At 38.7% G+C, this 25,024-nt stretch carries 22 protein-coding genes and 1 tRNA gene; 12 read left to right on the top strand and 11 right to left on the bottom strand.

Translation table 11 applies throughout. The annotated features are described in order from the left end of the window. Positions 1-5: 5 nt before the first annotated feature. Together ABN080_RS14515 and ABN080_RS14510 are read right to left on the bottom strand one after the other, a co-directional pair. Complete coding sequence (locus tag ABN080_RS14515) at positions 6-488, bottom strand: cold-shock protein (RefSeq protein ID WP_349441362.1); 483 nt, start codon at positions 486-488, stop codon at positions 6-8. Positions 489-589: 101 nt separating this feature from the next. Next, complete coding sequence (locus tag ABN080_RS14510) at positions 590-1,123, bottom strand: DUF2058 domain-containing protein (RefSeq protein WP_196554451.1); 534 nt, start codon at positions 1,121-1,123, stop codon at positions 590-592. Positions 1,124-1,288: 165 nt separating this feature from the next. Between ABN080_RS14510 and yajD the strand changes: the two genes are divergently transcribed. Beyond that, entirely contained in the window at positions 1,289-1,636 is a 348-nt protein-coding gene (yajD, locus tag ABN080_RS14505; protein ID WP_006534437.1) for an HNH nuclease YajD, read from the top strand. 110 nt (positions 1,637-1,746) lie between these two features. Continuing rightward, positions 1,747-2,118: a YibL family ribosome-associated protein gene (locus ABN080_RS14500; RefSeq protein ID WP_340894357.1), complete on the top strand. Its 372-nt coding sequence runs from the start codon at positions 1,747-1,749 to the stop codon at positions 2,116-2,118. Positions 2,119-2,437: 319 nt separating this feature from the next. Here ABN080_RS14500 and ABN080_RS14495 read toward each other — a convergent pair. After that, positions 2,438-2,532, bottom strand: a tRNA-Sec gene (locus ABN080_RS14495). A gap of 241 nt (positions 2,533-2,773) precedes the next feature. Between ABN080_RS14495 and prlC the strand changes: the two genes are divergently transcribed. Both prlC and rsmJ read left to right on the top strand, forming a co-directional pair. Then, a complete protein-coding gene (gene prlC, locus ABN080_RS14490) occupies positions 2,774-4,816 on the top strand; it encodes an oligopeptidase A (RefSeq protein WP_284551276.1) in 2,043 nt (680 codons plus the stop codon). A 3-nt stretch (positions 4,817-4,819) separates the two neighbouring features. Beyond that, positions 4,820-5,584 (top strand): 16S rRNA (guanine(1516)-N(2))-methyltransferase RsmJ, encoded by a 765-nt coding sequence (rsmJ, locus tag ABN080_RS14485; protein WP_349441361.1) that lies wholly within the window; start codon positions 4,820-4,822, stop codon positions 5,582-5,584. A gap of 55 nt (positions 5,585-5,639) precedes the next feature. Here the strand turns inward: rsmJ and gdhA are convergent, their stop codons facing one another. Both gdhA and uspA read right to left on the bottom strand, forming a co-directional pair. Then, positions 5,640-6,980, bottom strand: a complete 1,341-nt coding sequence (gdhA, locus tag ABN080_RS14480) for an NADP-specific glutamate dehydrogenase (RefSeq protein WP_349441360.1) — start codon at positions 6,978-6,980, stop codon at positions 5,640-5,642. A 252-nt stretch (positions 6,981-7,232) separates the two neighbouring features. Then, on the bottom strand, positions 7,233-7,667 hold the full coding sequence (uspA, locus tag ABN080_RS14475) for a universal stress protein UspA (RefSeq protein ID WP_072068945.1): 435 nt from the start codon (positions 7,665-7,667) through the stop codon (positions 7,233-7,235). A gap of 405 nt (positions 7,668-8,072) precedes the next feature. Between uspA and uspB the strand changes: the two genes are divergently transcribed. Next, on the top strand, positions 8,073-8,405 hold the full coding sequence (uspB, locus tag ABN080_RS14470; protein ID WP_072068946.1) for a universal stress protein UspB: 333 nt from the start codon (positions 8,073-8,075) through the stop codon (positions 8,403-8,405). 69 nt (positions 8,406-8,474) lie between these two features. On the opposite strand, the gene pitA is transcribed toward uspB, so the two are convergent. Next, entirely contained in the window at positions 8,475-9,974 is a 1,500-nt protein-coding gene (gene pitA / locus ABN080_RS14465) for an inorganic phosphate transporter PitA (RefSeq protein WP_196554477.1), read from the bottom strand. 309 nt (positions 9,975-10,283) lie between these two features. On the opposite strand from pitA, the gene ABN080_RS14460 reads away from it, so the two are divergent. Both ABN080_RS14460 and ABN080_RS14455 read left to right on the top strand, forming a co-directional pair. After that, complete coding sequence (locus tag ABN080_RS14460; RefSeq protein ID WP_349441359.1) at positions 10,284-11,498, top strand: BaiN/RdsA family NAD(P)/FAD-dependent oxidoreductase; 1,215 nt, start codon at positions 10,284-10,286, stop codon at positions 11,496-11,498. A gap of 603 nt (positions 11,499-12,101) precedes the next feature. After that, on the top strand, positions 12,102-12,803 hold the full coding sequence (locus ABN080_RS14455) for a pirin family protein (RefSeq protein WP_349441358.1): 702 nt from the start codon (positions 12,102-12,104) through the stop codon (positions 12,801-12,803). Positions 12,804-12,996: 193 nt separating this feature from the next. Here ABN080_RS14455 and pckA read toward each other — a convergent pair whose 3' ends face one another. The 4 genes from pckA to umoB all read right to left on the bottom strand — a co-directional run bounded on the left by pckA (position 12,997) and on the right by umoB (position 18,326). After that, complete coding sequence (gene pckA / locus ABN080_RS14450) at positions 12,997-14,616, bottom strand: phosphoenolpyruvate carboxykinase (ATP) (protein ID WP_349441357.1); 1,620 nt, start codon at positions 14,614-14,616, stop codon at positions 12,997-12,999. A gap of 204 nt (positions 14,617-14,820) precedes the next feature. Beyond that, positions 14,821-15,705 (bottom strand): Hsp33 family molecular chaperone HslO, encoded by an 885-nt coding sequence (hslO, locus tag ABN080_RS14445; RefSeq protein ID WP_340894365.1) that lies wholly within the window; start codon positions 15,703-15,705, stop codon positions 14,821-14,823. Between the two features lie 26 nt (positions 15,706-15,731). Further along, positions 15,732-16,145: a ribosome-associated heat shock protein Hsp15 gene (gene hslR, locus ABN080_RS14440; RefSeq protein ID WP_072068950.1), complete on the bottom strand. Its 414-nt coding sequence runs from the start codon at positions 16,143-16,145 to the stop codon at positions 15,732-15,734. 72 nt (positions 16,146-16,217) lie between these two features. Continuing rightward, positions 16,218-18,326: a flagellar biogenesis regulator UmoB gene (gene umoB / locus ABN080_RS14435; RefSeq protein WP_072068951.1), complete on the bottom strand. Its 2,109-nt coding sequence runs from the start codon at positions 18,324-18,326 to the stop codon at positions 16,218-16,220. Positions 18,327-18,679: 353 nt separating this feature from the next. Between umoB and nudE the strand changes: the two genes are divergently transcribed. Continuing rightward, positions 18,680-19,228, top strand: a complete 549-nt coding sequence (gene nudE / locus ABN080_RS14430) for an ADP compounds hydrolase NudE (protein ID WP_072068952.1) — start codon at positions 18,680-18,682, stop codon at positions 19,226-19,228. Between the two features lie 78 nt (positions 19,229-19,306). Here nudE and mrcA read toward each other — a convergent pair whose 3' ends face one another. Continuing rightward, positions 19,307-21,841, bottom strand: a complete 2,535-nt coding sequence (gene mrcA / locus ABN080_RS14425; protein ID WP_349441356.1) for a peptidoglycan glycosyltransferase/peptidoglycan DD-transpeptidase MrcA — start codon at positions 21,839-21,841, stop codon at positions 19,307-19,309. 115 nt (positions 21,842-21,956) lie between these two features. On the opposite strand from mrcA, the gene ABN080_RS14420 reads away from it, so the two are divergent. The 4 genes from ABN080_RS14420 to pilQ are packed head-to-tail and all read left to right on the top strand — an operon-like array spanning position 21,957 to position 24,971. Continuing rightward, positions 21,957-22,760 (top strand): hypothetical protein, encoded by an 804-nt coding sequence (locus ABN080_RS14420; RefSeq protein ID WP_196554459.1) that lies wholly within the window; start codon positions 21,957-21,959, stop codon positions 22,758-22,760. Between the two features lie 8 nt (positions 22,761-22,768). Then, the gene (locus tag ABN080_RS14415; protein ID WP_349441355.1) at positions 22,769-23,341 is read left to right on the top strand and encodes a PilN family protein; all 573 of its coding nucleotides are present in this window, start codon (positions 22,769-22,771) and stop codon (positions 23,339-23,341) included. Beyond that, positions 23,338-23,868, top strand: a complete 531-nt coding sequence (locus ABN080_RS14410; protein ID WP_349441354.1) for a hypothetical protein — start codon at positions 23,338-23,340, stop codon at positions 23,866-23,868. Before ABN080_RS14415 ends, ABN080_RS14410 begins: the two co-directional genes overlap by 4 nt. After that, on the top strand, positions 23,865-24,971 hold the full coding sequence (pilQ, locus tag ABN080_RS14405; RefSeq protein WP_349441353.1) for a type IV pilus secretin PilQ: 1,107 nt from the start codon (positions 23,865-23,867) through the stop codon (positions 24,969-24,971). The genes ABN080_RS14410 and pilQ overlap by 4 nt, the downstream gene beginning before the upstream one ends. The last annotated feature ends 53 nt before the right edge of the window (positions 24,972-25,024 follow it).

The following is a 25,024-nucleotide window of genomic DNA, read 5'->3' as shown; positions in this document are numbered from 1 at the left end:
GATATTTACAGTTTAAGCGCTTTTATTGTTTCATCGATATCAAGTTCATCTTCAGTAAAAACTATCTCTGTTCCGTGCATTGTGGTGATCGCCAGCTTTCTCAACGTGCGCATATTAGTCGCACCATCCGCTGACTTTGGTCTGATGCTATTCATTAAAGTACCAACAGAAAGTACGGTATTTTCTTTATTGATATGTGTATCTGCAGGCACATCTTCGCTATAAATTCGAAATGATTTAATTGATGTCAATTTAACGCGTTCACCTGCAATATAAACGTATTTGCTGTCTGGGATCACTTTAACCGCATAAGCAGACAGGCCTTTGGTATTGGTGGTCGGCTCAAACGTGACATTTGCATCTGTTTTTATCAAAGCAGGGTTGGCAACTTTAATCACATGAAAATAACGGTTATCCCCGTTTTCATCTTTAATAAATCCAAAACCTTTATCTTCAAACCACTTTGTGATTATTCCATTCATTGCCATTATCGCCTACTTAATCGTTTATCTACAAAAATTTCCAGATGCAGTATAAAGCACAATGCTTATACAGACTATGCCTTTGAGTTAATAAGCTACGTTACTTACTACCACATTAAATCATCTGGGATTTTAAAATCAGCATAAGGATCGTCTTCATCTTGTTCTGTCTCGCTCAGTGCGTTATTTAACAAGATACAGTCCACGTCTCTTTGTGTAATTTTATCTGCAACACTGGCTGGAATAATCGCGTACTCCGTTTTATTTGCATTATCCAGACGAGCAATAGCAAGACGTCCACTAATTAATTGAGATTGCGTCAGTTTATCCACCGCAATTTTTTTAATTACATTATTGTCAGTGAAATTAAAGTCAATATCACCTTTTGTTGGCGTAATTCTATTCATCTCAATAAGTTGCTTAACTTGCGCTTTATATTCTTTAGATAAAGTCGCTTGTTTTTGTTGCTCACTAAGCAGTTTATCGCGCTCAAGTTGAGCCTTTTTATTTTCTTCTACGGCTTCTCTTGCTTCTCGCGCTTGAACTCGTGATTTTTTTGCCGTTCTTTGGACTTTTGCCATTTTTTTACTGGTCACAAGCCCTGCTTTTAACATTTGCTCTTGTAAGGTAAGTTTTGCCATTTTTATGCCTAAATTTGCTCAAGAATTTATGAAATTATACCTGTAATTTCTAAGAGTGCATCAGGTTGTAAGAAATGAAGATAGCAACATTTGAACCTATCATGGCATTCAGAGTATATTGGAAACACTATCGTAAAACGCTTTCTATAACAGGTAATACTAACAATGGCTCTGATCCCAAAAAACTATGCACGGTTGGAAAGTGGCTACCGTGAAAAAGCACTGAAAATCTACCCGTGGGTATGTGGACGTTGTGCTCGTGAGTTTGTTTACTCAAACTTGCGTGAACTAACCGTTCATCATATTGATCACGACCATACCAATAACCCAGAAGACGGCAGTAACTGGGAATTATTATGTCTGTTTTGCCATGATCACGAACACTCTAAATATACAGAAGCAGACCAATACGGCACAACTGTTGTCGCTGGTGAAGATGCACAAGATGATGTAGGTGCAGCAACCTATAATCCTTTTGCTGATTTAAAGTCGATGCTTAATAAGAAAAAATAGTGATGCAATGTCTGCTTTGATGCAAAGCAGACTATCTATCCCCCTTCTCACGCCCCTATATAGAATGGTGTATACTTACCAACAAGAAACTTGTTCATGGTTAATTAATAATGAAAGAAATCGAAAAAGCAAAAATCAAACTCCTTAGCGACCGTTTAGATCTTATTCGTCATAAAATGGCAAATATCTCGTTGCCAGATGAAGCGGAAAAAGCGGAAAAATACGCAGAGTTTGAAAAAGAAAAAGTAGAACTGGAAACTGAAATCGCTCGTCTGAAAGCAGTACGTAACAACAAACTCAGTAAAGAAGCACAAAAATTAGAAGATATGCCATTCAAACGCCTCATTACTAAGAAAGAACAAGCGGATATTGGCAAGCTGAAGAAAACTGTACGGGGCCTGATAATTGTCCATCCAATGACCGCATTAGGGCGCGAAATGGAGCTAGATGGTATGACCGGTTTTTCTAAGACTGATTTCTAGTTAGAAAATCAATTCAACTAAAACCTGTAAAAATCAGCTAATACTAACTGGTTCTTAATATATATCCGTTATTATGAGCCGTTAGTTATCCGGAGAGAAGATTAGGAAGCAAAGCATCACGCAAACTAGAAAGCTACTTCTTCTGCTTACCTCTTTTCAGCAAATCTTTCAGTACTGCAATATTCGCCCTTTGGTGCTTTAGAAAAATTTTCGCTCATCGAATTGCCTCCACTCTCTATACGTTATGCAATACTATGAAAAACAATATGATAAAGAAAGAATTAGATGCTTTATTAGAAAGAAGTGATGAAATAAGAAGTGGCGGAAGATCACAGGAGTCGAACCTGCCAAGGACCGCTGGCGGCCCCATCTGGATTTGAAGTCCAGCCGCCCCACCGGGGACGATGATCTTCCATTTTTGAATGGGTCAAAAGGAAATAACGGGATGATTATACGCTGAATTATTTTTAATCCCAAGTGCATCAAATCAATAAAACCCCTTTCAAATAAAATAATCCCGTTTTTGAGTAAAACTTCGGATAATTACCGCGATACTATTGAACTTATACAGTTTCATCCTCATCTTACTATCTATAACGAATAAACTCAGTGGTGTGTTTTACGTCACTGCAAACCAAAATACAGGATGTTTTTTATGTCAAATCCATTACTTAGCACAACGGGATTACCTGCATTTTCCCAGATCAAACCAGAACATGTTGTTCCTGCATTAAAAGAAGTGTTAACAACTTACCGTGAAACAGTTGAAAAATTACTGGCTGAAAATACTCAATTTAACTGGGATAACCTTTGCCAGCCATTAGCAGAAGCGGGCGATAAACTTTCTCGTGTTTGGTCTCCAGTCAGCCATTTAAACTCTGTCAAAAATAGTGCTGAACTACGTGAAGCCTATGAGCAAAGTTTACCATTGCTGTCTGAATTCAGTACATGGATGGGACAACATGAAGGCTTATATCAAGCTTATAAATCAATTAAAGAAAGTGCTAATTTTAATGCACTAACTCAACCACAAAAAAAAGCGATTGAAAACGCATTACGTGACTTCGAATTATCAGGTATCGGCTTACCCAAAGAGAAACAACAGCGTTTTGGTGAAATCAGCGCGCGTATGTCTGAGTTAGGCGCTAAATATGGAAATAACGTATTAGATGCAACGATGGGTTGGTCTAAACTAATTACTGATGTAGAAGATTTATCCGGTATGCCTCAAAGTGCTATTGATGCTGCAAAAGCTATCGCACAAGCCAAAGAGCAAGAAGGCTACCTATTAACGCTTGATATGCCAAGCTATCTGCCTGTCATGACATATGCTGATAATCGTGAACTAAGAAAAGAGATGAGTATCGCTTATAGTACGCGAGCCTCTGATCAAGGCCCAAATGCAGGTCAGTGGGATAACAGCGAAATTATCGCTGAGATCCTTGCATTACGCCACGAACTCGCTCAACTCCTTGGTTTCAAAAATTATGCTGAAAAGTCACTTGCCACTAAAATGGCAGAGTCTCCAGAACAAGTCCTTAGTTTTTTAACTGACTTAGCACAACGCGCTCACCCACAAGGTAAAGAAGAGTTAGCTGAACTCACCCAATTTGCAAAAGAGCACTATGGTGTTGATAAATTAGAATCATGGGATTTGGCTTATTACAGCGAAAAACAGAAACAACACCTGTTTTCAATCGATGATGAGCAACTGCGTCCTTACTTCCCTGAACAACGTGCTTTAAGTGGCTTATTTGAAGTTGTTCATCGTATCTATGGTTTAACAGCTAAAGAGCGTAACGACATCGACACTTGGCATGATGATGTTCGTTTCTTTGAGCTTTACGATGAAAGTAACACCTTGCGCGGTAGCTTCTATCTTGATTTGTATGCACGTGAACACAAACGTGGTGGTGCTTGGATGGATGACTGCATGGGAAGAATGCGTCATGCCGATGGCAAGCTACAAAACCCTGTTGCTTATCTCACCTGTAACTTCAATAAACCTGTAGGTGATAAACCTGCACTGTTTACTCATAACGAAGTCACCACACTGTTCCATGAGTTTGGTCATGGCCTACATCATATGTTAACGCAAATTGATACTGCTGATGTTGCTGGCATTAACGGTGTGCCATGGGATGCGGTTGAATTACCAAGCCAGTTTATGGAAAACTGGTGCTGGGAGCCAGAAGCATTAGCCTTTATTTCGGGTCATTATGAAACTGGCGAGCCATTACCACAGGCAATGCTTGATAATATGCTTAAAGCAAAAAATTATCAGTCTGCAATGTTTGTGTTACGTCAACTAGAATTTGGTCTATTTGATTTCCGTTTACATGCAGAATATGACCCAGCAAAAGGGGCGCGTGTAATGGAAACCTTAACCAGTGTGAAAGATCAAGTATCTGTTGTTCCGTCAACACCTTGGGCTCGTTTTCCTCATGCCTTTAGCCATATATTCGCAGGTGGTTATGCCGCAGGTTATTACAGCTATTTATGGGCTGATGTGCTTGCAGCGGATGCCTTCTCTCGTTTCTCCGAAGAAGGGATTTTTAATCGCGAAACAGGCCAATCATTCCTAGATAATATTTTAACTCGTGGCGGTTCTGAAGAGCCAATGGAACTGTTCAAACGCTTCCGTGGTCGTGAGCCAAAACTTGATGCTATGCTTAAAGGCTACGGCATTAAAGGATGATATGTGAATATCTGTTTACTTTGTGAAGAAGGCGCTGATAACAGCGCCTTATCTGATTTAGCGCAACGTTGGGGATTAGTTCACGACGAAACGCAAACAATGGCTTTAGTGTTAACGCCGACTCACCTTGAATTACGCAAACAAGATGAACCTAAATTAGGTGGCATCTATGTAGATTTCGTAGAGGGTACCATGGCTCATCGTCGTAAATTTGGCGGTGGTCGAGGTGAAGCGGTGGCAAAAGCAGTTGGGATCAAAAAAGACTACCTGCCTGATGTAATTGATGCAACCGCAGGACTTGGTCGTGATGCGTTTGTCTTAGCGTCTATTGGTTGCAAAGTCAGAATGGTAGAGCGTCACCCCGTGGTTGCTGCATTACTTGAGGATGGCTTAAAACGTGCTTATCTCGATGCTGATATTGGTGAATGGATGCAAGAGAGAATGACGTTAATTCATGCTTCTTCTGCCCAAGCACTCACTGAGATCACGCCTCCTCCTGATGTTGTCTATCTTGACCCGATGTACCCACATAAAGCAAAAAGCGCATTAGTAAAGAAAGAGATGCGAGTGTTCCAATCCTTAGTCGGTGCTGATGAAGATGCAGATACACTGCTAGAACCCGCAATGACTTTGGCAAAAAAACGTGTTGTCGTAAAACGTCCTGATTATGCTGAACCATTAAATAATCAGCCTGCACATGCCAATATAACAACAAAAAATCACCGTTTTGATATTTACCCTTGTGTAAACACTGACATACAAGGATAAAGAAATTAGTTTGAAATCTGACGGGTGTTAAACACCCGTTCAGAATCAATGAGATTTACAGCACGCCTTGAGCCAGCATTGCATCCGCAACTTTGACAAAGCCTGCAATATTCGCACCTTGAATATAATTAGTCTGCTTACCTTCACCACCGTAATTCACACAAGCATGGTGAATATCTAACATAATGTGATGTAAGCGAGCATCCACTTTTTCGGCTTTCCAGCTTAAACGTGCCGCATTCTGCGCCATCTCTAAACCAGAGGTTGCAACCCCCCCCGCATTGGCAGCTTTTCCTGGTGCAAAAAGGACACCTGCCTCGATAAAGGCGTCTGTTGCTGCAATCGTTGTTGGCATATTCGCACCTTCAGCAACGGCTTTAACGCCATTTTTGATCAAGACTTTTGCCGCCTCTATATCTAATTCATTTTGTGTTGCACAAGGTAGAGCAATATCAACAGGAACTGCCCAAGGTTGTTGCCCTTCAAGATAGGTTAAACCAAATTCTTTCGCATACTCTTCAACACGACTATAATTATTTTTAATTTCAGTTAAACGTGCGAGTTTTTCAGTAGTAAATCCGGCTTCATCAACAACCGTACCACCTGAATCGGATGCTGTGATAACCTTAGCGCCTAGCTCTAAGCATTTTTCGATAGTGAATTGCGCTACATTACCTGCACCAGAAACTGCCACACGCATCCCCTCAAGAGACATACCATGACGTTTAAGCATCGCATTAGTAAAGTAAACTAAACCATATCCAGTGGCTTCTGGGCGGATTAGACTACCTCCGAATGAAAGGCCTTTGCCTGTAAATACACATTCATTACTATTAGACAGTTTTTTCATCATGCCTGCCATAAAGCCAACTTCACGCGCACCCACACCAATATCTCCTGCTGGAACATCTGTGTTAGCCCCTAAATGACGATAAAGTTCAGTCATTAAAGCCTGACAAAAACGCATGACTTCCCCATGGCTTTTGCCTTTAGGATTAAAGTCAGAGCCACCTTTCGCGCCACCCATTGGTAATGTCGTTAAGGCATTTTTAAATGTTTGCTCAAACCCTAAGAATTTTAGGATAGAGAGATTCACAGAAGGATGAAAACGCATACCACCTTTGTAAGGCCCGATAGCTGAGTTAAATTGGATACGCCATGCGCGGTTAACTTGCACTTGCCCTTTATCATCTAACCAACAAACGCGAAACTGAATAATACGTTCAGGCTCAACTAAGCGCTCAAGTAATGATTGTTCACGATATTGTGGGTTTTTTTCTAAAAAAGGCCACAAAGTGGTAAAAACTTCACGAACAGCCTGATGATACTCAGGTTGATGAGCGTTATATTTTTCTACCCCTTCTAAAAACGAAGACAATGAGCCAGATATATTCATTCCGCTATTCCTTTTTTGTGTAATGTGATGTTGGCATAACCTCATTTATTCGGAATATTTTTGGGTTTTGTGAGGTTGATGTTGTTTTGCTTCTTGAATATATCATTAAAATACATTCACACTTCAAGACATTTTTTTCATAATTAGACAAAAAAAAAAGGTTGACTCCACTTAACAGCAGGAAAAATAGGAATTTTAGACAAAAAAATACCTGCATAAGCAGGCATTTTTTTTGCTTAAACAAGCAAGCGATTATTCTTCATCATCTTTCAGAGGAACAATTAACATATCAACATGCACAGTATTAATTAATTGACGTGCTGATGACATCAATTTGCTCCAGAAGTCTTGGTGATGACCGCAAACAACTAAATCCATATCGTATTTTTTAATCGCATCAACCAGAACTTGGCCTAAATCACCGCTACCACTCAAGGTTTCCTGAATTTCATAACCTGATTTATCTGAGAGGTCTTTTAACGCGTTACGGGTTTCATCAGTAATACGTTGTTGCATATCACCGAGGTTGACATCAATTAGACCGGTATAAAGATCAGAATAGTTAACATCAACGTGAATTAAGGAAACTTTGGCATTATAGGGTTTTGCCATAGATACAGCTTTCTGTACTAAGACGTTACTCTCAGGGGATAAATCAACTGCCACTAGAATATGCTTATAAGCCATCGTAAACTCCTTCCATAAGCTGATTAATCGGTTGGAAAGGCGGTTAAGCCTAAATCCTATATATTAAATATAACGTTTTAAGATGAAAGTTAGATGTCGCCTTGATCACAACTTATGTCAAATTCATCAAGAAAGCATCTATCGATAAATAACAATATACACCATTTTAGATTATCACGATGTCATTCACCGACAATATCATCATAATAATGAGAATTGAGTATAAAAAACAACAAAAACACCCTTTTAGAGTTATTTTTTATCCATTTTTTTGAAAAAGGAAACAACTTGAACACGTCACTTTTGTTTATTGCTTAATTTCACCTAAACTTAAATAAGAGAAAAAATAACCTCTATGGGTAAAGGTTTTCTCATCTCTGAATCTATTATTCTAGGGAGGGGATTATGTTTAATGTCATTGTTATCTTTTGGGCGCTCTGTATTCTTTGCCTGATTAATATGATGCGTTATTTTTCATCTATTCGGGTGTTACTCACAATACTGCGCCAATCTGATCCGTTACTCTATCAATCAGTAGATGGTAATGGGTTTTTTACTATGCATGGGCAATTTTCAAAACAATTGCGACTTATCCGCTACATCAACCAACGCCAATATACCAACCATCATAATCCTGAAGTGATTATGCGTTGCGAGCGAATTTATCGGCAATTTTATCTTGTTAGCCGTTTTTGTATTTTGGCTGTAGCAAGTTTAATTGCGATGCTTATTTGGTAGGTGACAAAAACAAAAAAACGGTGACTAAAAGTCACCGTTTATAAACAAACTTGGGTAGTTTATTGTTTATCAGCTATTCACAATGAATGTCAGTGATATCCAATAAAGTAAACCTGATAAACCAATGCTAACTGGTAATGTTAAGATCCAAGCAAGTCCGATATTTTTTATCGTCTTCGATTGAACTCCACCACCATCTACAATCATTGTACCTGCAACGGCAGATGACAAAACTTGTGTTGTTGATACAGGCATACCCGTATAACTTGCGACACCAATGGACACTGCTGCTGTTACCTGAGCAGAAACCCCTTGAGCATAAGTCATACCTTTTTTACCAATTTTTTCACCAATCGTTACTGCAACACGTTTCCAACCTACCATTGTCCCAATAGAGAGCGCTAATGCCACTGCAACAATGATCCAAATCGGTGCATATTCCACAGTGTTTAGCAGGTCACGACTCAATGTTTTTAAGAACCGTGCATCTTGGGCGCTAGTTTCAGGTAATTTAGCCACTTCTGTTGCGGTATCAGCGATACACATTAGTAATCGACGCATTTGAGCACGCTGGTCTGCTGTTAGTTCATCATAAGAACTAATATTTGCCAGCATTTGTTCTGTTTGATTCAGAACAATTGGCGTTCTCGCGCTGTTACAATGGAAATCGGTATCACTAGGATCAGTTTGTGCTGACACTCCTGGTGTATTTTCGATAGCATGCTGTAATGCTGGCTGATGCTTCTCATAATACTGCTGTAAGTGCACAACGGCATCATGTGTTTTGGTGATATCGTACCCGCTAGCACTCATATTGACGACAAAGCCCGCAGGCGCCACGCCAATTAATACCAACATGATAAGACCGATACCTTTCTGCCCATCATTTGCGCCATGAGAAAAACTGACCCCAACCGCAGATAAAATCAGTGCAGTACGAGTCCAAAATGGTGGCTTACGCTTACCATCCTGTTTTTCACGTTCAGCTGGTGTCAGGTGAATACGACGACGTTTTTTCGTACCACTCCAGTAACGGCGCAGTAAAAAAATCATCGCGCCTGCAATAACCAAGCCGATAATTGGAGAAAGAATGAGCGATAGGAAGATACTGATCATTTTTGGAATGTTTAACGCATCAACGATAGACGAATCTGTCACGATAGCATTTGTTAAACCAATACCAATGATAGCACCTATCAGCGTATGTGAACTTGATGCTGGAATGCCGAAATACCATGTACCTAAGTTCCAGATAATGGCAGCTAACAGCAACGAGAAGACCATAGCAAGGCCATGACCTGAGCTCACATTCAGCAGAAGATCTGTCGGTAACAAGTGAACGATAGCATAAGCTACGCTCAAACCACCGAGCAAAACTCCAAGGAAGTTAAATACACCCGCCATCACGACCGCAAATTGCGCACGCATAGCACGAGTATAGATAACAGTTGCTACCGCATTTGCGGTATCATGGAAGCCGTTAATAGCTTCATAAAATAGCACAAAAAGCAGTGCTAAAACCAACATTAAACCTGTATGAAATTCTAGGTCAGTAAACAAATGTAGCATAGACGTTAAGCCAGTTAGTTGGACATGAACGCGGCGCATTATCAGCGACAAATGCGAACGGTGGAAGCGAAATTTAACCTTTTTTTGATTTGATAACCAAGAAAATCAGAGCCTTTTTAAGATAATTCCTTATATATCATTTAATTAATAAAAATAAAAAAAAAGTAAATTTCTGACAATTTTTTTCCTTGCTAATACGAATTTAGGTGAAAAATGCAGATTTCTCCATATAATTTTACAAAAATACTCTGATCTTACGCGAAAATCATTGATTAAGTAGTCAGAGAAAACCAAGAACGAGACATCATTGTGGGATCATACGATACAGTAATTATAGGTGCAGGTGCCGCGGGGCTTTTTTGTGCGTCTTTAGCAGGACAAGCAGGATTATCTGTTTTAGTGCTAGATAACGGTAAAAAAGCAGGTCGAAAAATTCTTATGTCAGGAGGCGGTCGTTGCAATTTTACCAATATGTACATTGAGCCTTCAGCCTATTTATCAGAGAATCCTCATTTTTGTAAGTCAGCACTTGCTCGCTATACGCAATGGGATTTTATTGAGTTAGTGCAAAAACATAACATTGCCTATCATGAGAAAACATTAGGCCAACTCTTTTGTGATGATTCAGCACAGCAAATTGTGGATTTATTACTTGCTGAGTGTCAAAAAGGGAAAGTGAGTGTTCGCTTACGTAGCGAGGTAACGTTAATCGAGAAAAAAAATGAAAGCTTCACTGTTTTTGTTGATGGAAAAGCAATTGTGACCTCTTCTGTTGTCATTGCCAGTGGTGGGCTTTCTATGCCCGGTTTAGGTGCTACTCCTTTTGGCTATAAAGTCGCAGAACAATTTGGTCTTCCTGTTTTACCCACTCGTGCAGGCTTAGTGCCTTTTACACTGCATAAACCTCAGCTTGAGCAATTTAGCCAACTATCAGGCGTTGCTGTACCCGCTATTGTGACAGCAAAAAGTGGAACGAGTTTTAAAGAAAACATTCTTTTTACTCACAGAGGCCTTTCAGGGCCAGCTATTTTGCAAATCTCTAGTTATTGGCAACCTGGAGAGTATGTAAGTATTAACTTACTTCCGAATGTTGATCTTGAAAATCTTCTACAAGAAAAACGCCAAGAGCACCCAAATCAATCATTAAAAAATACATTATCCCGCTTATTACCAAAGCGTTTTATTGAAATAATGATAGAAAATAAACAGTTACCTGATGTTCCTCTCACTCAACTTAGCAATGAACGTATTACTCAAATTGCAGTGTTGCTACAAGAATGGCAAGTTCAGCCTAATGGCACTGAAGGATATCGTACTGCGGAAGTCACTCTAGGTGGCGTAGATACTCGAGCCCTTTCCTCTAAAACAATGGAAGCCACTAAAGTAAAAGGACTCTATTTCATTGGTGAAGTAGTGGATGTAACCGGTTGGTTAGGTGGATATAACTTCCAATGGGCATGGAGTTCGGCGTATGCCTGTGCTCAGAGCCTTATTTCAACACCCAAATCAACTTTTTCTGAGTAATAATGAATAAATTTACCAATATTAAAGTTATAAATATTGGTTTTATAATTCTATAAACTTATAAGTTCTACATAACAAAACCCAGTTATCATCAATCAGTGATAGCTGGACTTTGTTTTATCACTGAATAGCGACTCAAAATGGCTCATACCCCTTCTTTTGTTCTGGTTTTATAGTGTAATTCTTGTCCTTTCCCCTACAAATAACCTTATAAAAAATATTGTTAACTATTTGGTTATATTACTATTTTAAAAAATCATTAAAATAAAACGACTCGTTAATCAGTAAGTTAAAAGCTTTTCATTGCTTTTTTCTGTATTGCTTAAAAAAAAGGCTTTACAAATGATACTGAGAACTATTATCATCAATAACACTTTCAGACGCACCACCTTCAGGGTGATATGAAAGAACGACATTGCTCACATTGCTTCCAGTGTTTTATTTAGCCAGCCGGGTGCTGGCTTTTTTCTTTTCTAAAACTTATTCGATGTTCTTGTTTCTCTTTATTCAAATTATTTGGATCTTCAGGTTAAATTCCTCCGCTTTTCTACTTTGTGCTATTGCGTAAACTGTGTTCAACAACTGATGAGAAGGAAACACATAATGATTTATCTACGCAAAGCAAATGAAAGAGGACACGCTAATCATGGTTGGCTAGATAGCTGGCATACCTTCTCTTTCGCAAACTATTACGATCGTGATTTTATGGGATTTTCTGCATTACGCGTGATTAATGAAGATCGTGTAATACCTGGTGAAGGCTTTGGTACTCACCCTCATAAAGACATGGAAATTTTAACCTATGTCCTTGAAGGTAATATCGAGCACAAAGACAGTATGGGTAATAAAGAAAATGTTCCTGCTGGTGAGTTTCAGATAATGAGTGCAGGTACAGGGATCACCCATTCAGAATATAATCCGAATAGTGATCAAGGGCTACATTTCTACCAAATTTGGATTATGCCAAATACTGTCGGTATCACACCACGCTACGATCAACGTCGTTTTGATACAACAGTAAGTAAACAGCTTATTTTGTCGCCAGATGCCCGTGATGGCTCTTTAAAAGTATTCCAAGATATGACCTTATGGCGTTGGAACCTGAAAAAAGGTGAAGAAGCACAATATCAAGTAGAAGCGGGACGCAATATTTGGCTACAAGTTGTAAAAGGAAAAATAGCCATAAATGACATAATTGCGACCACCAGTGATGGTGTAGCTATTGCTGATGAAGATATGATCCGTTTTGTTGGTGATGAAGACAGTGAAGTTTTATTGTTTGATTTGCCTCCTGTAAAAGCATAGTTGGGTTATCACCCTCTAAAGCCACTTTTTCTCTAATAGTATAGTTTCACTTTATTTCCTTTTTACTCCCTGAAATACTCTCGCATTTCAGGGATTTTTTTTATCTCTAATACCTCAAATAAAAAAACACCAAAATCATATCCTATAAATTTGGTGTTTTTACTAATACTCTTTTTACTAATACTCTAAGAAATTAACGTTTTGGTCCAACTTTTGTCAGAGCTTGGCCAGCTGGAGTATCTGTATATTTATCAAAGTTTTTCACAAAACGATCAGCAAGATCGTCTGCTTTCACATCCCATTGTGCTTTATCAGCATAAGTATCACGAGGATCTAAAATTTCACTATTAACACCGGGTAACACTGTTGGGATTTCTAAATCAAACACAGGTAATGTTTTCATTGGTGCCTTATCAATATCACCATTTAAGATGGCATCAATAATAGCGCGAGTATCTTTAATTGAGATACGCTTACCTGTGCCGTTCCAACCTGTATTAACCAGATAGGCTTTTGCGCCAGATGCTTGCATACGTTTTACTAATACTTCAGCGTATTGTGTTGGATGCAGAGATAAGAATGCCGCGCCAAAACAAGCTGAGAATGTAGGTGTTGGCTCTGTTACACCACGTTCTGTTCCCGCAAGCTTAGCGGTAAAACCCGATAAAAAGTGGTATTGCGTTTGTTCTGGCGTTAAACGTGAAACAGGAGGTAACACACCAAAAGCATCTGCAGTTAAGAAAATCACTTTCTTAGCGTGGCCCGCTTTAGAAACTGGTTTAACGATATTATCGATATGATAAATCGGGTAAGAAACACGAGTATTTTCTGTTTTTGAGCCATCGTCGAAATCAACAGAACCATCCGACAACACAACCACATTTTCTAATAGTGCATCACGTTTAATTGCACCATAGATATCAGGTTCAGCTTCTTTTGATAAGTGGATCGTTTTCGCATAACAACCCCCTTCAAAGTTAAACACACCGTCATCATCCCAACCATGCTCATCATCACCAATTAGCTTACGCTTAGGGTCCGTTGAAAGGGTTGTTTTACCTGTACCGGATAAACCAAAGAAAATAGCCACATCACCACTTTCGCCAACGTTTGCGGAGCAGTGCATAGAAGCCATACCTTTAAGAGGAAGGAAGTAGTTCATCATAGAGAACATACCTTTCTTCATCTCGCCACCGTACCAAGTACCGCCGATTAACTGAATGCGTTCAGTTAAATTGAAAGCAACGAAGTTCTCAGAATTAAGTCCTTGTTCCTTCCAATTTGGATTTGTACATTTTGCTCCGTTCATCACAATGAAGTCTGGTGTGAAATTTTCCAGCTCTTCTTGTTCAGGGCGAATAAACATATTTTTAACAAAATGAGCTTGCCAAGCAACTTCCGTGATAAAACGTACTTTTAAACGTGTATCCGCATTCGCACCACAAAATGCATCAACAACAAACAAACGTTTGCCTGATAGCTGATTGGTTACCAATGATTTTAAGTCAGACCACACTTCTTGTGAGAGTGGCTTATTATCATTTTTACCTTTTCCCTGATCAGCCCACCACACTGTGTCACGAGTAACATCATCACGAACAATGTATTTATCTTTCGGAGAACGTCCAGTAAATATACCTGTATCAACGGCAATAGCGCCTAACGAGGTTAATGTGCCTCGTTCATAACCAGTTAATCCTGGCTGGGTTTCTTCATTAAATAACAGCTCATAGCTTGGGTTATAAATGATTTCACTTGTGTCCTTAATACCGTACTGCTGGAGATCCTTAGGGGTAAGACCTTTAACGCTCATAGTTTCGCTCCTGATAAATAGACCTTTCTACGAGCAATATTAGGGTGTTACGAGTAATTAACAGCGATTGTTATCAATATTTTGAAAATTTATAATTTTTTTATGTTAAGAACGAGAGCTAATGCACAAAACTACAGAAAAATTGTTGAATAAAAAAGGACGCAAAATAGCGTCCTTTTGATAAAATCACCTTGCTAAATCGAATCAGTGCAATTCAGATCCATCTAACTTATTGATATTATGAATATCACTCTCTGTGAAGATGTAATGAGTTCCACAATATTCGCATTCCATATCGATATTGCCCTGTTCTTGCAACAGGTGGTTCACATCTTCTTTAGATAATGTTACTAATGTATTTTCACAGCGCTCACGCGAACAAGTACAATGAAATTCAACTGCTTGAGGCTCGTAAAGAGTGACATCTTCTTCGTGATATAAACGATGTAAGATCTCTTTAGTATCCAGCGTAAATAACTCCTCAGCCTTAATAGTGTGAGTTAATTGTGTAAGTAATTCAAAATGTTCCGCCGTATGTTCCGCAGTGAACTCTTCTGATGCTGGTAATACTTGCAATAACATTCCCGCAGCCGCAGGCTTACCCGCTTGCATACCACTACGAATAAATACGCGAGTTGGTAACTGTTCTGATTGTTTAAAATAGTTATCAATACAAGCTTCAATAGTTTCACCATCAAGAGCAACAATACCTTGATAACGTTCACCTTTCTCTGGTGTTACTGTGATGACCATAAAACCATTCCCGATCATCTCTTTTAATGTACTTCCAGCCTTTACATCATCGCCCACTCGCGCCACACCGCGCATTTGTTGATTATTATTACCATTGATAACAGCCAATCGTACTGGACCATCGCCTTGTATTTGAACAGTAATATCTCCTTCAAATTTAAGCGTTGCTGTTAACAAACTGGTTGCCACCAGCAAATCACCCAGAAGACATTGAACTGGCTCAGGATAATGGTGATTTTCAAGCATTGATTGATAGGTTTCAGTCACATTGACCAATTCACCACGTACCGCGTTTTTTTCAAATAAAAAACGTGATAAAGAGTCTTTTTTAGACATAACGTTCTCTCATTTCAGGGAATCGGTTAATCCGATTCTTGTAAATTTGTCTGTTTGAAGCGAAGTAAGGTGCGTCTTTCCTTTTTATCAGGGCGACGTTCAGGATGAGGCATTGTTAACGCATTCATTTTTCTCGCTAGAGCAATTTTTTCTCTTTTCGCAATACTCTCTGGTGTTTCACAATAGAGTGCTTGCGCTTGTGTAGCACCTTGTCGCTGTGAACTCACCATTAGAATGGTTACTGTCCGTTCATCATTACCTTGTCGTAGACGTATTTCTGCGCCTTCTTCAACGATTTTACTTGGCTTGCCTCTCACACCATTGTAATGGACTTTACCACCTTCAATCATCGTGCGAGCAATGGCGCGCGTTTTATAAAAACGAGCAGCCCAAAGCCATTTATCTAAACGGACACCACTTTCTTGTGATGGTTGACTCATCCCTTTCTCCTTAACTTCAACTTCTTTTATGAAGGCGATAGTGAAAACACATAGCCTTCCACAACAAGGGACTTACTGAGGAGGGCGATAAAAACAGTGCTCATAATAGAGACTGATTTTATTCATGCGTTGATTGTTTTGTCGCCGACGCCGGATGATAAGAAATAGGTTCAATACTAAGAACCCGATAGCAAGAAACAATAATAACGTATTACCGATGTAATATAACATTGTCATTGAATCAGGTAGGCTATGTAAAAATATCTGTAACGTACCATTAGCATCAACAACCATACCTGTTATTACTCCACCCGTATCAAAAGGTGTATGTAATAAAATATCGGATAAACGCTGTAACTCTCGCCACTGTTCTAACGGCGTGGGTTCAAACACTGAGTTTGAATTTGACGCGTAATCAACGAGCTGTTTTCTTTCATCACTGATTAATAGCACACCACCTGGTGGCGGACTATTTAACAGAATTGCGGCTTTATCTATTTCTCGGTAGATAAAAGAAGATGTGGTGGTGTCGATAAGCTTTTCCAAGGCCTCAGCACTTACTGCACGTAATAAAACATTGGTACCCGTTAGTTTACCACTCTCCGCGCGTTGAACTAATGCAGCCCAGTCATTGACGTTACTCAAGTTAACTAACGCCATTTTCAAGCGGATGCATTCGTTCTCTCTCGGGCATAAATCCTGTGTTTTCAACACAATACCATCGAAATTATCTAAAAGATTCATCCCTGATTTAGTAATTGCTTGACCTAAACTTGGGTTAACTCGGTTATTAGAAACGGGATGAAGCTGCTCTTCAACCATATGTAATAAAGCAGCTGCTTTTTCGATTGTGCTCGACTCAGGCATCGGCATTGGATTGCTGTTGTTCCAGTAAATACCTGAACAATCAAAAGGTGCAAAAATAGTTTTATTATTCTTACTTGATAGATTAGGTGGCATATAACACATACCCACCCCTTTCGCCTGAATAATATCCCCAACATGCAAATCGGTTGTTTCTAATTCGGTAAAATTGGTTACTAAATGAGGTTCTGTATCTTTAAGCCATGAAAAACTGAGTTTCATTGAAAGAGAAAGTGGCTGATAAAGATACAACATGCCAATAATAAATAAGCTCCAAAAAACGAAAATAATATTTTTAATATACCGTTTATAAGGATAATTTTTTTCTTCATCATGTAATGAAAGATAACTTCCTTGCTTTATAACATGATGACTAGGGTACATTTCTAAATAGGTTACTTTATCAATATAACCTTGGATATAAGGCTCCCAATGAGGTGGATAAATAAGATCAATCCCCCCTAAAGAAACATTTTTCACCTGCCCATGATCAAAATTACCGAAAAGCCCCCAGCGTTTTAAACGTCCTTTAAAACAATGGACCTCTTGCTTACGAGGTTTAATCAAAGGATTGTGAATAAGGAAAATACCAATGGCAAGAAATGAGCTTCCTATTGCTAAGATCCAAGGAAGGAAAACCTGAGGCATCATTAGGGCCGTTAGCCATAATGTAAGCCCTATACAAACAAAAGAACCATCCCAAAAGCCAGATGAGTTATGTAATCGGTATTCTTCGTTAGTTTCTTCTCTAATTTGCAGTAGATGGGCAGCATCACCTTCATTCTTTTGGATCGTGGATGAACCATTTGCCAAGATAGGTTCAGAAAGTTGCTTTAAACTCAGCGCAGAAAAATGAATTTTTTCATCTTTCAAAAAGTGCCCATTAACACCAATTACGATGGGGATAGATGGCGTACACACAACATCGAGGACATTTTCTTGTTGAAGATAAGGAACAAGCAGTGGGGGAATGTGAATTTCTACAGCATCAATATAGTAACGCCAATGATTTAATCCTTCTGATGAGCCCGCAAAACGGTTAACGATATTTCTTAATGTTGTAACGACTTCGCCTTTAATTGGCATTTCGGGGAAGTTTTGTAATGAATATCCAGAAGAAAAATCCGACGTACCAAAATAAGATAAATAATCACTAATAAGCCCATAGTCATCTGAAGTGAGCTTGCGATAAGTTGGTTTGGCAAGAGATGGAAGATGATGTGAGTCATCAAGCCGCCTTCTTTTAAAGAATAGAAAGGCGGCCATTATAAATAGGCTTATCATTAAGATAGCCAATATAATGACTGATAATCTCATTTTTTCCCCATGCTTATACTGATGCTGCGTAGTAACAATAACAAATTTAAAACCCTGCCTAACATAAGGCAATTCCTATTCTTTTGTTCTATTTTTTATTTAAATACAATAGATTATATTTTTATTGGCGCGTTATAATTTATTTATCTTATCAACTTTATATCCACTAACAACGCTATCTTCAGGTAAAATAGCGGATCAATAAATAATAATATTCTCAAAAAATCAATAAATAACTAGGTTTAGTAGCGGAGTGTACTCAATTTTCACTTAAAAGCTAAATCTAATTGTTAGATTTATTTTGTCATTAATGTGTTAAATTCAGGTTAATCTCTATTCTGCCAGGGGCTGTTATGAAAGAACTTAAAAAACCCAATATATTAAACATTGATAACATCGCCCGTTCTCGATTATTTCAGATCCAATCCGTTAATCTGGAGTTCAGTAACGGGGAAAAACGTATCTATGAACGCATGAAACCAGCGAACCGCGAAGCCGTTATGATTGTTCCGATCATTGATGACAACCTTATACTTATTCGTGAATACGCTGTTGGTATCGAAAATTATGACTTCGGTTTTCCTAAAGGTGCCATTGATCCTGGCGAAAATGCGCTACAAGCTGCAAACCGCGAACTCAAAGAAGAAATTGGTTATGGTGCCCACTCTTTAACAGAAATAGCAAAGCTTTCTATGGCACCTTCTTATTTTTCCAGCAAAATGAATATCGTCATTGCTCATGATCTTTACCCTGAGCAACTGGAAGGCGATGAACCTGAACCGCTAATTCAAGTACGTTGGCCTATCGCCAAAATGATGGACTTACTGGATCATCCCGATTTTACTGAAGCACGTAGTGTCAGTGCCCTCTTTCTCGCACAGCGCTATTTACAAAATAAATAAATAGATAAAAAAACCCCAGTAATTGGTTGCCCAACTATTGGGGGTTACTTCATTTTTACATCCGATTTTTTCGATTAATTAGAATAATTCGTTAGATTCACCATTATCCTCAAAAATCTGTGTTCCCACTTCACTTTTTGCTCTTTCTGTGGGTTGTGTGCCCTCAATAAAATACTCTTTCATCGATGGGCCATCACCGGCGAGTTTACCCGTTCTTCTATCTATTTGAACAGCAACAACACCTTTTGGTGCAGGCATCATATTCACAGGTACACCATCAAGTGCGACTTTCATAAAGTCATTCCAAATAGGTTGCGCTGTTTTAGCGCCAGCCTCCCCCCCACTAGCCGCAGTACGTCCTAAGTTACGGCTACTGTCATCAAAGCCAATCCAAGCAGTGGCAACAATATTTGCACCATAACCCGAGAACCATGCATCTTTAGAACTGTTGGTTGTTCCTGTTTTACCACCAATATCTTGGCGTTTTAGATCACGAACAGCCCGCCAACCTGTACCAGACCATCCCGGTTCACCCACAAGGTTTGTTCTTAATGCATCATGCATTAAGTAAGCCAGTGGTGTACTGATAACGTGTGGTGCGTATGGGCTTTCTTTAACAGTCTCAGCTAACGGAGCTTGTTCTAATTCAATTTCAGGCGCTGCATCCACAGGCTGTGATTTATTAGATTGAGCAACGTTTTCCATATAATCATCAGATAGAGCGATAGAACGCATGGTATCGCCGTAAATAACCGGAATATCTGTACAGTCTGGGCAGGCTACTTTTGGCTCTGCAGTAAACAACACTTCACCTTCTGCATTTTCAATACGTTGGATATAGTAAGGCTCAATTAAATATCCGCCATTCGCCATCACAGCAAAACCGCGTACCATTTGCATTGGTGTAAATGATGGTGATCCTAATGCTAAAGATTCTGTTCTATCAATATTTTGATTAGGGAAACCAAAACGTAAGAGGTAATCAGCGGCATAATCCACACCCATTGCGCGCATTGCACGTACCATCACCACGTTTTTAGATTGACCTAATCCCTGACGTAAACGAATAGGGCCCGCATAAGTTGGTGGTGAATTTTTAGGTCGCCAATCTGTACCTGCACCCGCATCCCAACGACTAATAGGTAAATCATTAAGGAGTGTTGATAAAGTAAGTCCTTTATCTAACGCAGCCGCATACAAGAAAGGTTTAATATTCGACCCCACTTGGCGCAATGATTGAGAAACGCGATTAAACTTACTGATTTCAAAATCAAAACCACCTACAAGCGCAATAATACCGCCATTGAGTGGATTTAATGCAACAAATGCCGCATTAACGCCTGGAAGCTGCGCTAATACCCAATTGTTATCATTATTTTGACGAACCCAAATTTGCTCACCAACATTAACTACTGCATCAACTTTTGTTGGTGTCGCGCCTTGAGCGGTATCTGAAATAAACTTACGAGCCCAACGAACTGCTTTTAAATCTAAGGTAATGTTATCGCCATTCTTTAAAACTACTTTCGCTTCTTTAGCGTCTGCAGATAACACAACTGCTGGGATCAATGGCCCATAAGTTTGAATTTCTTTTAATTTTTTACTGATCGCATCATTATCCCAAGGCGTTTGCCCTTCACGCCAAAGGACTTCTTGAGCACCGCGATAGCCATGGCGCATATCATAATCAATCACATTGTCACGTAAGGCTTTTTCTGCTGCTAATTGATCTTTACGAATAACAGTGGTGTAAATTTTATAGCCATCAGTATAAGCATTTTCACCATAACGCTCATACATCTCCATTCTCACCATTTCAGTGAGATATGGGGCTGAAAAATCAATTTGAGGTGCATGGTATTTAGCCACAATAGGCTCTGCTCTTGCACTTTCATATTGTGCTCGAGTGATGTAATTCTCTTCATACATACGCAATAAAACAACATTACGGCGTTTTAAGGCACGATCGTAAGAATAGAGTGGATTTAGTGTAGAAGGTGCTTTAGGCAAACCAGCAATGACTGCCATTTCATTAAGGCTAAGATCATGCACACTTTTACCAAAGTAAACATACGCCGCAGCACCTACACCGTAAGCACGGTTACCCAGATAAATTTTATTTAGATACAGCGCTAAAATTTCATCTTTGGTTAACTCTTTTTCAATGCGAATAGCCAAAAAGGCTTCTTTAATTTTTCGCATTAATTTCTTCTCAGGCGTTAAAAAGAAATTTCGAGCTAACTGTTGCGTAATGGTACTTGCACCTTGAGAAGCTTGTCCTGATGTTAATGCAACAACTACCGCACGCGAGATCCCAATGGGATCGATACCGTGATGCTCACGAAAACGGGTATCTTCGGTTGCGATAAAAGCATTAATTAATTGAGGAGGCATTTCCTCTAGCGTTAGCGGTAAACGGCGTTTTTCGCCATATTGCGCAATTAATTCTCCGTCTGCACTTAAAACCTGCATAGGGGTTTGTAAACGAACATCTTTTAATGTCGCAACATCGGGTAACTGAGGCTCAACATACTTATACATACCGTATATCGAGGCTGCTCCCAAAATTATGCAAGCCAAAACGAAGATGAAAAAATATTTTAAGAACTTCACCTTAAATTTCCCATGTAGTGTGAATTGGGCGGTTTATAAACAAACAGTGCGTAGTATAAAGGTAACGCCTCTTTGAAAATAGGCAATTACTCATCAATAGATATGGATATCATTTATGGAAACACACAATTACCAGATTGGTATTGAAATTAACACTCATCATATCAATGCTGTTTTGGTATTTCAGCAGAATAAACAATGGAAGATCAGCGCATTTTGGCAATTCCCTTTACCTCTCAATGATGATTCAGATGATACAAAATTAAGAAATATCTTAATAAACTGGCGCAAAGATCTCCCTTTTATTAACAATATTACTCTCTCATTACCTGATATTTATGAAAGTTATCAGACAATCCCACTGCCACCGCTTATTTCCCTTACATCGGCGGCATGTTATCGGTTAGCACAGTTACGAGCCACATCTTACACACAAAATACAAAAAACCCTGTTAATTTTGACTATCGGCAAAATAACGGCAAACTCGCTATCCATTTGTGTCATAAGATCGCATTAGATAAGTATATAGCCTTGTTTTCTGAAATAAACTTAGCGCTCTCTGCAATTGATTTACCCGCGTGTGCGCTACGCTATTTAGCCACTTACCTTAATATCTCACCTAAAAACAAGCTTATTTACTGTAAAAATAACACACTATTTTGGGTTTCATCTGATGATGAAATGCCCCATTACGGCACTCTTCCTTATCAAGATCAGCAAGAACAACAAACCGCTATTTATCAGCTAATAGAGAAATATCATTGGTCTAAAGAACAGTGCTATTTTGCTGGCGATAATGCGACAGCATTTAGCCATTCAATGCCTCTTTGGCCTGATTTTTCCCATTATTTATTTCAACCAACCACAAAAGAAAACACACTTTCCCTTATCGCTCTTGGTTTAGCATTACGTCCTTAGGAGAAATCATGTATCAAGTAAATTACCTACCTTGGCGCCACAATTTATTTAGAAAAAGGATCGTAATATGGACTTATCAAACATTAATTTTTATCACTATCACACTAATAATTTGCGGTTATTACACCTATCATTTAGCCCAAAAGCGAAATACAGCCTCAGCATTACACACTCAAACACAGCAACAAGAAAAAAGTTTGTTCGAACAACTCAATATTTATCAACAACAGAAAGAACAAACCGACTTATGCTCTCAGCGCTATTCGCTTTATTATAAAAATTGGTTACGTTATTTACATTACATACGCTTTTTTCAGGCTATTGAAGTTTATCTCCCTGCTGCTGTATGGATAAGTCATTATTCTGATACGGATAATCGCCACTCTTTAGATCTTATTTTACCCAAAACACAATCTCTCTCTTTTATAACCCATTTTAAACATCACCCCATTCTTACCACTCTATCGTTGGATCATTTACAACAAAGCAAAATCTCCCCGTCCTATACCGAAGTTCATTTAACGGGAAAATGGGAAATCGGCGAACCGTGGAATAAAAAAGATGTCGAGGAAGTACCATGAAGATAAATGTGCAATGGTTACAATTTGTGATTTCTCTCGCCATGTGGCAAATAACATTACTGAGCTTAACAATACCTTTGACTATTTTTCTACTTTATTACTTCTTTATTTATAGCGGTTATCAACAAGAAATAACTCAACAGCAAATGGAAACAACCCAAAGGCTCTCTCGTATTCATCATTATCAAAAGACGTTAGAGACAGCACCATCACTTGAATCACTTATTGCACAACAAGCTGATTATCATATTTCATTAAATAATTCATCAACTCATGAGCAACTACAACACCTACTTATTACCTATCATTTTATCCCTGAAACTTGGGAAAACTCACCTAATTCGTTATATAAGCTCACTTTTACTTTGTCTTATACTCGCTTGTTAACTTTACTCGAACACCTTAATCAAACCGGATTATTGCTTATCTCGCTCGATATTACTCCAACAAAAACAGAGTTACTTTCTATTCAAATCACACTGATGGCACTAAAAGAACTCTCATTAGAACAAGGTGGCATATCATGAAAACATTGGTTTTCTTTATAATGTTATGTATGACAACTTGTGTTTTGGCTCACCTGAGAGATCCGTTCTTCCCTGACGTTTCTAATGCCATTAATCATGAAAAGATACCTTCAATATCCGCTGAAGAACCATGGGAAGACACACAGCAAATTGAACCATTACACCATCGACTTTATCCGTTAAATTATGCTGATGCAGAAACATTAGCGAAGCAACTTAGCACTTATGCGATCCCACTATTAAGTAAACAAGGCCGGATCATTGCTGATAGTGACTCGAATAGCCTTTCAATTGTCGATAATGACAAAGCACTTTCTGAAATCGCAGATTGGCTAAAATTAAAAGATACGCCACAACAACAAGTTCATATCACTGCGCATATCGTCAGTAGCAGTCAAGATGCGTTAAATGAATTAGGTACCCAATTGGGCTTACAAGCATTAAAAACTACAAATACTGAAGCAGTATCGACAATACCTAATACTACACCAATAAATCCTAACTCTGCTTTATCAATACCTTCGCTGTCTGCATTATCGCTTCATCAAAATACCAAAAATCCACTTCACTATATTGCCTTTAATATTGCCAGGATTAATGGTCGCCTATTAGAACTTGAGTTAAGTGCATTAGAACAAGAAAAGCAGCTATCAATTATTGCGAGTCCAAGACTAACAGCAGCTCATGAGAAAACGGCCTCAATAAAACAAGGAACGGAAATTCCCTATGTCAGCAGAGATAATGAAGCCACTCGAGTTCAATTTAAGGAGGCTGTATTAGGAATGGAAGTCACCCCGATTATTCAGAGAAATAAAAAAATAAGGTTAATACTTAAAATCAGTCAAAACACACCGGGTATCGCCCTTGTTCAAGGTGGTAGTGAACACCTTTCTATCGACAAGCAAGAGATCAGTACAGAAGTCACTATTAATGATGGAGAAACCATTATGTTAGGAGGAATATTTCAACAAAAGCAGCAAGAGCATACAGCAAAAATCCCTTTATTATCATCTATCCCATTATTAGGGATACTTTTTAGCCATAAAAGAGATCAGCATAGTCGCCATGAATTGGTTATTTTTATTACACCCAAATTAATCTAACTTTTTATATGATAAAAACTTTTACCATAAAATACAAAAAGTTACCCATTTAT

It is taken from the genome of Proteus sp. fly-1089 (assembly GCF_040138965.1).
Classification (GTDB): Bacteria; Pseudomonadota; Gammaproteobacteria; order Enterobacterales; family Enterobacteriaceae; genus Proteus; species Proteus vulgaris_B.
The sequence above is the reverse complement of the archived record's forward strand: the minus strand, read 5'-3'. Positions and strand labels throughout refer to the sequence as shown.

Bases quoted from the DNA above. Each gene is read 5' to 3' on its own strand.
- ABN080_RS14410 (WP_349441354.1), top strand. From the start codon at position 23,338: ATGAAGATAAATGTGCAATGGTTACAATTTGTGATTTCTCTCGCCATG.
- pilQ (WP_349441353.1), top strand. From the start codon at position 23,865: ATGAAAACATTGGTTTTCTTTATAATGTTATGTATGACAACTTGTGTT.
- nudE (WP_072068952.1), top strand. From the start codon at position 18,680: ATGAAAGAACTTAAAAAACCCAATATATTAAACATTGATAACATCGCC.
- pckA (WP_349441357.1), bottom strand. From the start codon at position 14,616: ATGAGCGTTAAAGGTCTTACCCCTAAGGATCTCCAGCAGTACGGTATT.
- ABN080_RS14415 (WP_349441355.1), top strand. From the start codon at position 22,769: ATGTATCAAGTAAATTACCTACCTTGGCGCCACAATTTATTTAGAAAA.
- ABN080_RS14420 (WP_196554459.1), top strand. From the start codon at position 21,957: ATGGAAACACACAATTACCAGATTGGTATTGAAATTAACACTCATCAT.
- ABN080_RS14455 (WP_349441358.1), top strand. From the start codon at position 12,102: ATGATTTATCTACGCAAAGCAAATGAAAGAGGACACGCTAATCATGGT.
- ABN080_RS14510 (WP_196554451.1), bottom strand. From the start codon at position 1,123: ATGGCAAAACTTACCTTACAAGAGCAAATGTTAAAAGCAGGGCTTGTG.
- gdhA (WP_349441360.1), bottom strand. From the start codon at position 6,980: ATGAATATATCTGGCTCATTGTCTTCGTTTTTAGAAGGGGTAGAAAAA.
- ABN080_RS14500 (WP_340894357.1), top strand. From the start codon at position 1,747: ATGAAAGAAATCGAAAAAGCAAAAATCAAACTCCTTAGCGACCGTTTA.
- hslR (WP_072068950.1), bottom strand. From the start codon at position 16,145: ATGAGTCAACCATCACAAGAAAGTGGTGTCCGTTTAGATAAATGGCTT.
- prlC (WP_284551276.1), top strand. From the start codon at position 2,774: ATGTCAAATCCATTACTTAGCACAACGGGATTACCTGCATTTTCCCAG.
- uspB (WP_072068946.1), top strand. From the start codon at position 8,073: ATGTTTAATGTCATTGTTATCTTTTGGGCGCTCTGTATTCTTTGCCTG.
- ABN080_RS14515 (WP_349441362.1), bottom strand. From the start codon at position 488: ATGGCAATGAATGGAATAATCACAAAGTGGTTTGAAGATAAAGGTTTT.
- pitA (WP_196554477.1), bottom strand. From the start codon at position 9,974: ATGCTACATTTGTTTACTGACCTAGAATTTCATACAGGTTTAATGTTG.
- uspA (WP_072068945.1), bottom strand. From the start codon at position 7,667: ATGGCTTATAAGCATATTCTAGTGGCAGTTGATTTATCCCCTGAGAGT.
- umoB (WP_072068951.1), bottom strand. From the start codon at position 18,326: ATGAGATTATCAGTCATTATATTGGCTATCTTAATGATAAGCCTATTT.
- hslO (WP_340894365.1), bottom strand. From the start codon at position 15,705: ATGTCTAAAAAAGACTCTTTATCACGTTTTTTATTTGAAAAAAACGCG.
- yajD (WP_006534437.1), top strand. From the start codon at position 1,289: ATGGCTCTGATCCCAAAAAACTATGCACGGTTGGAAAGTGGCTACCGT.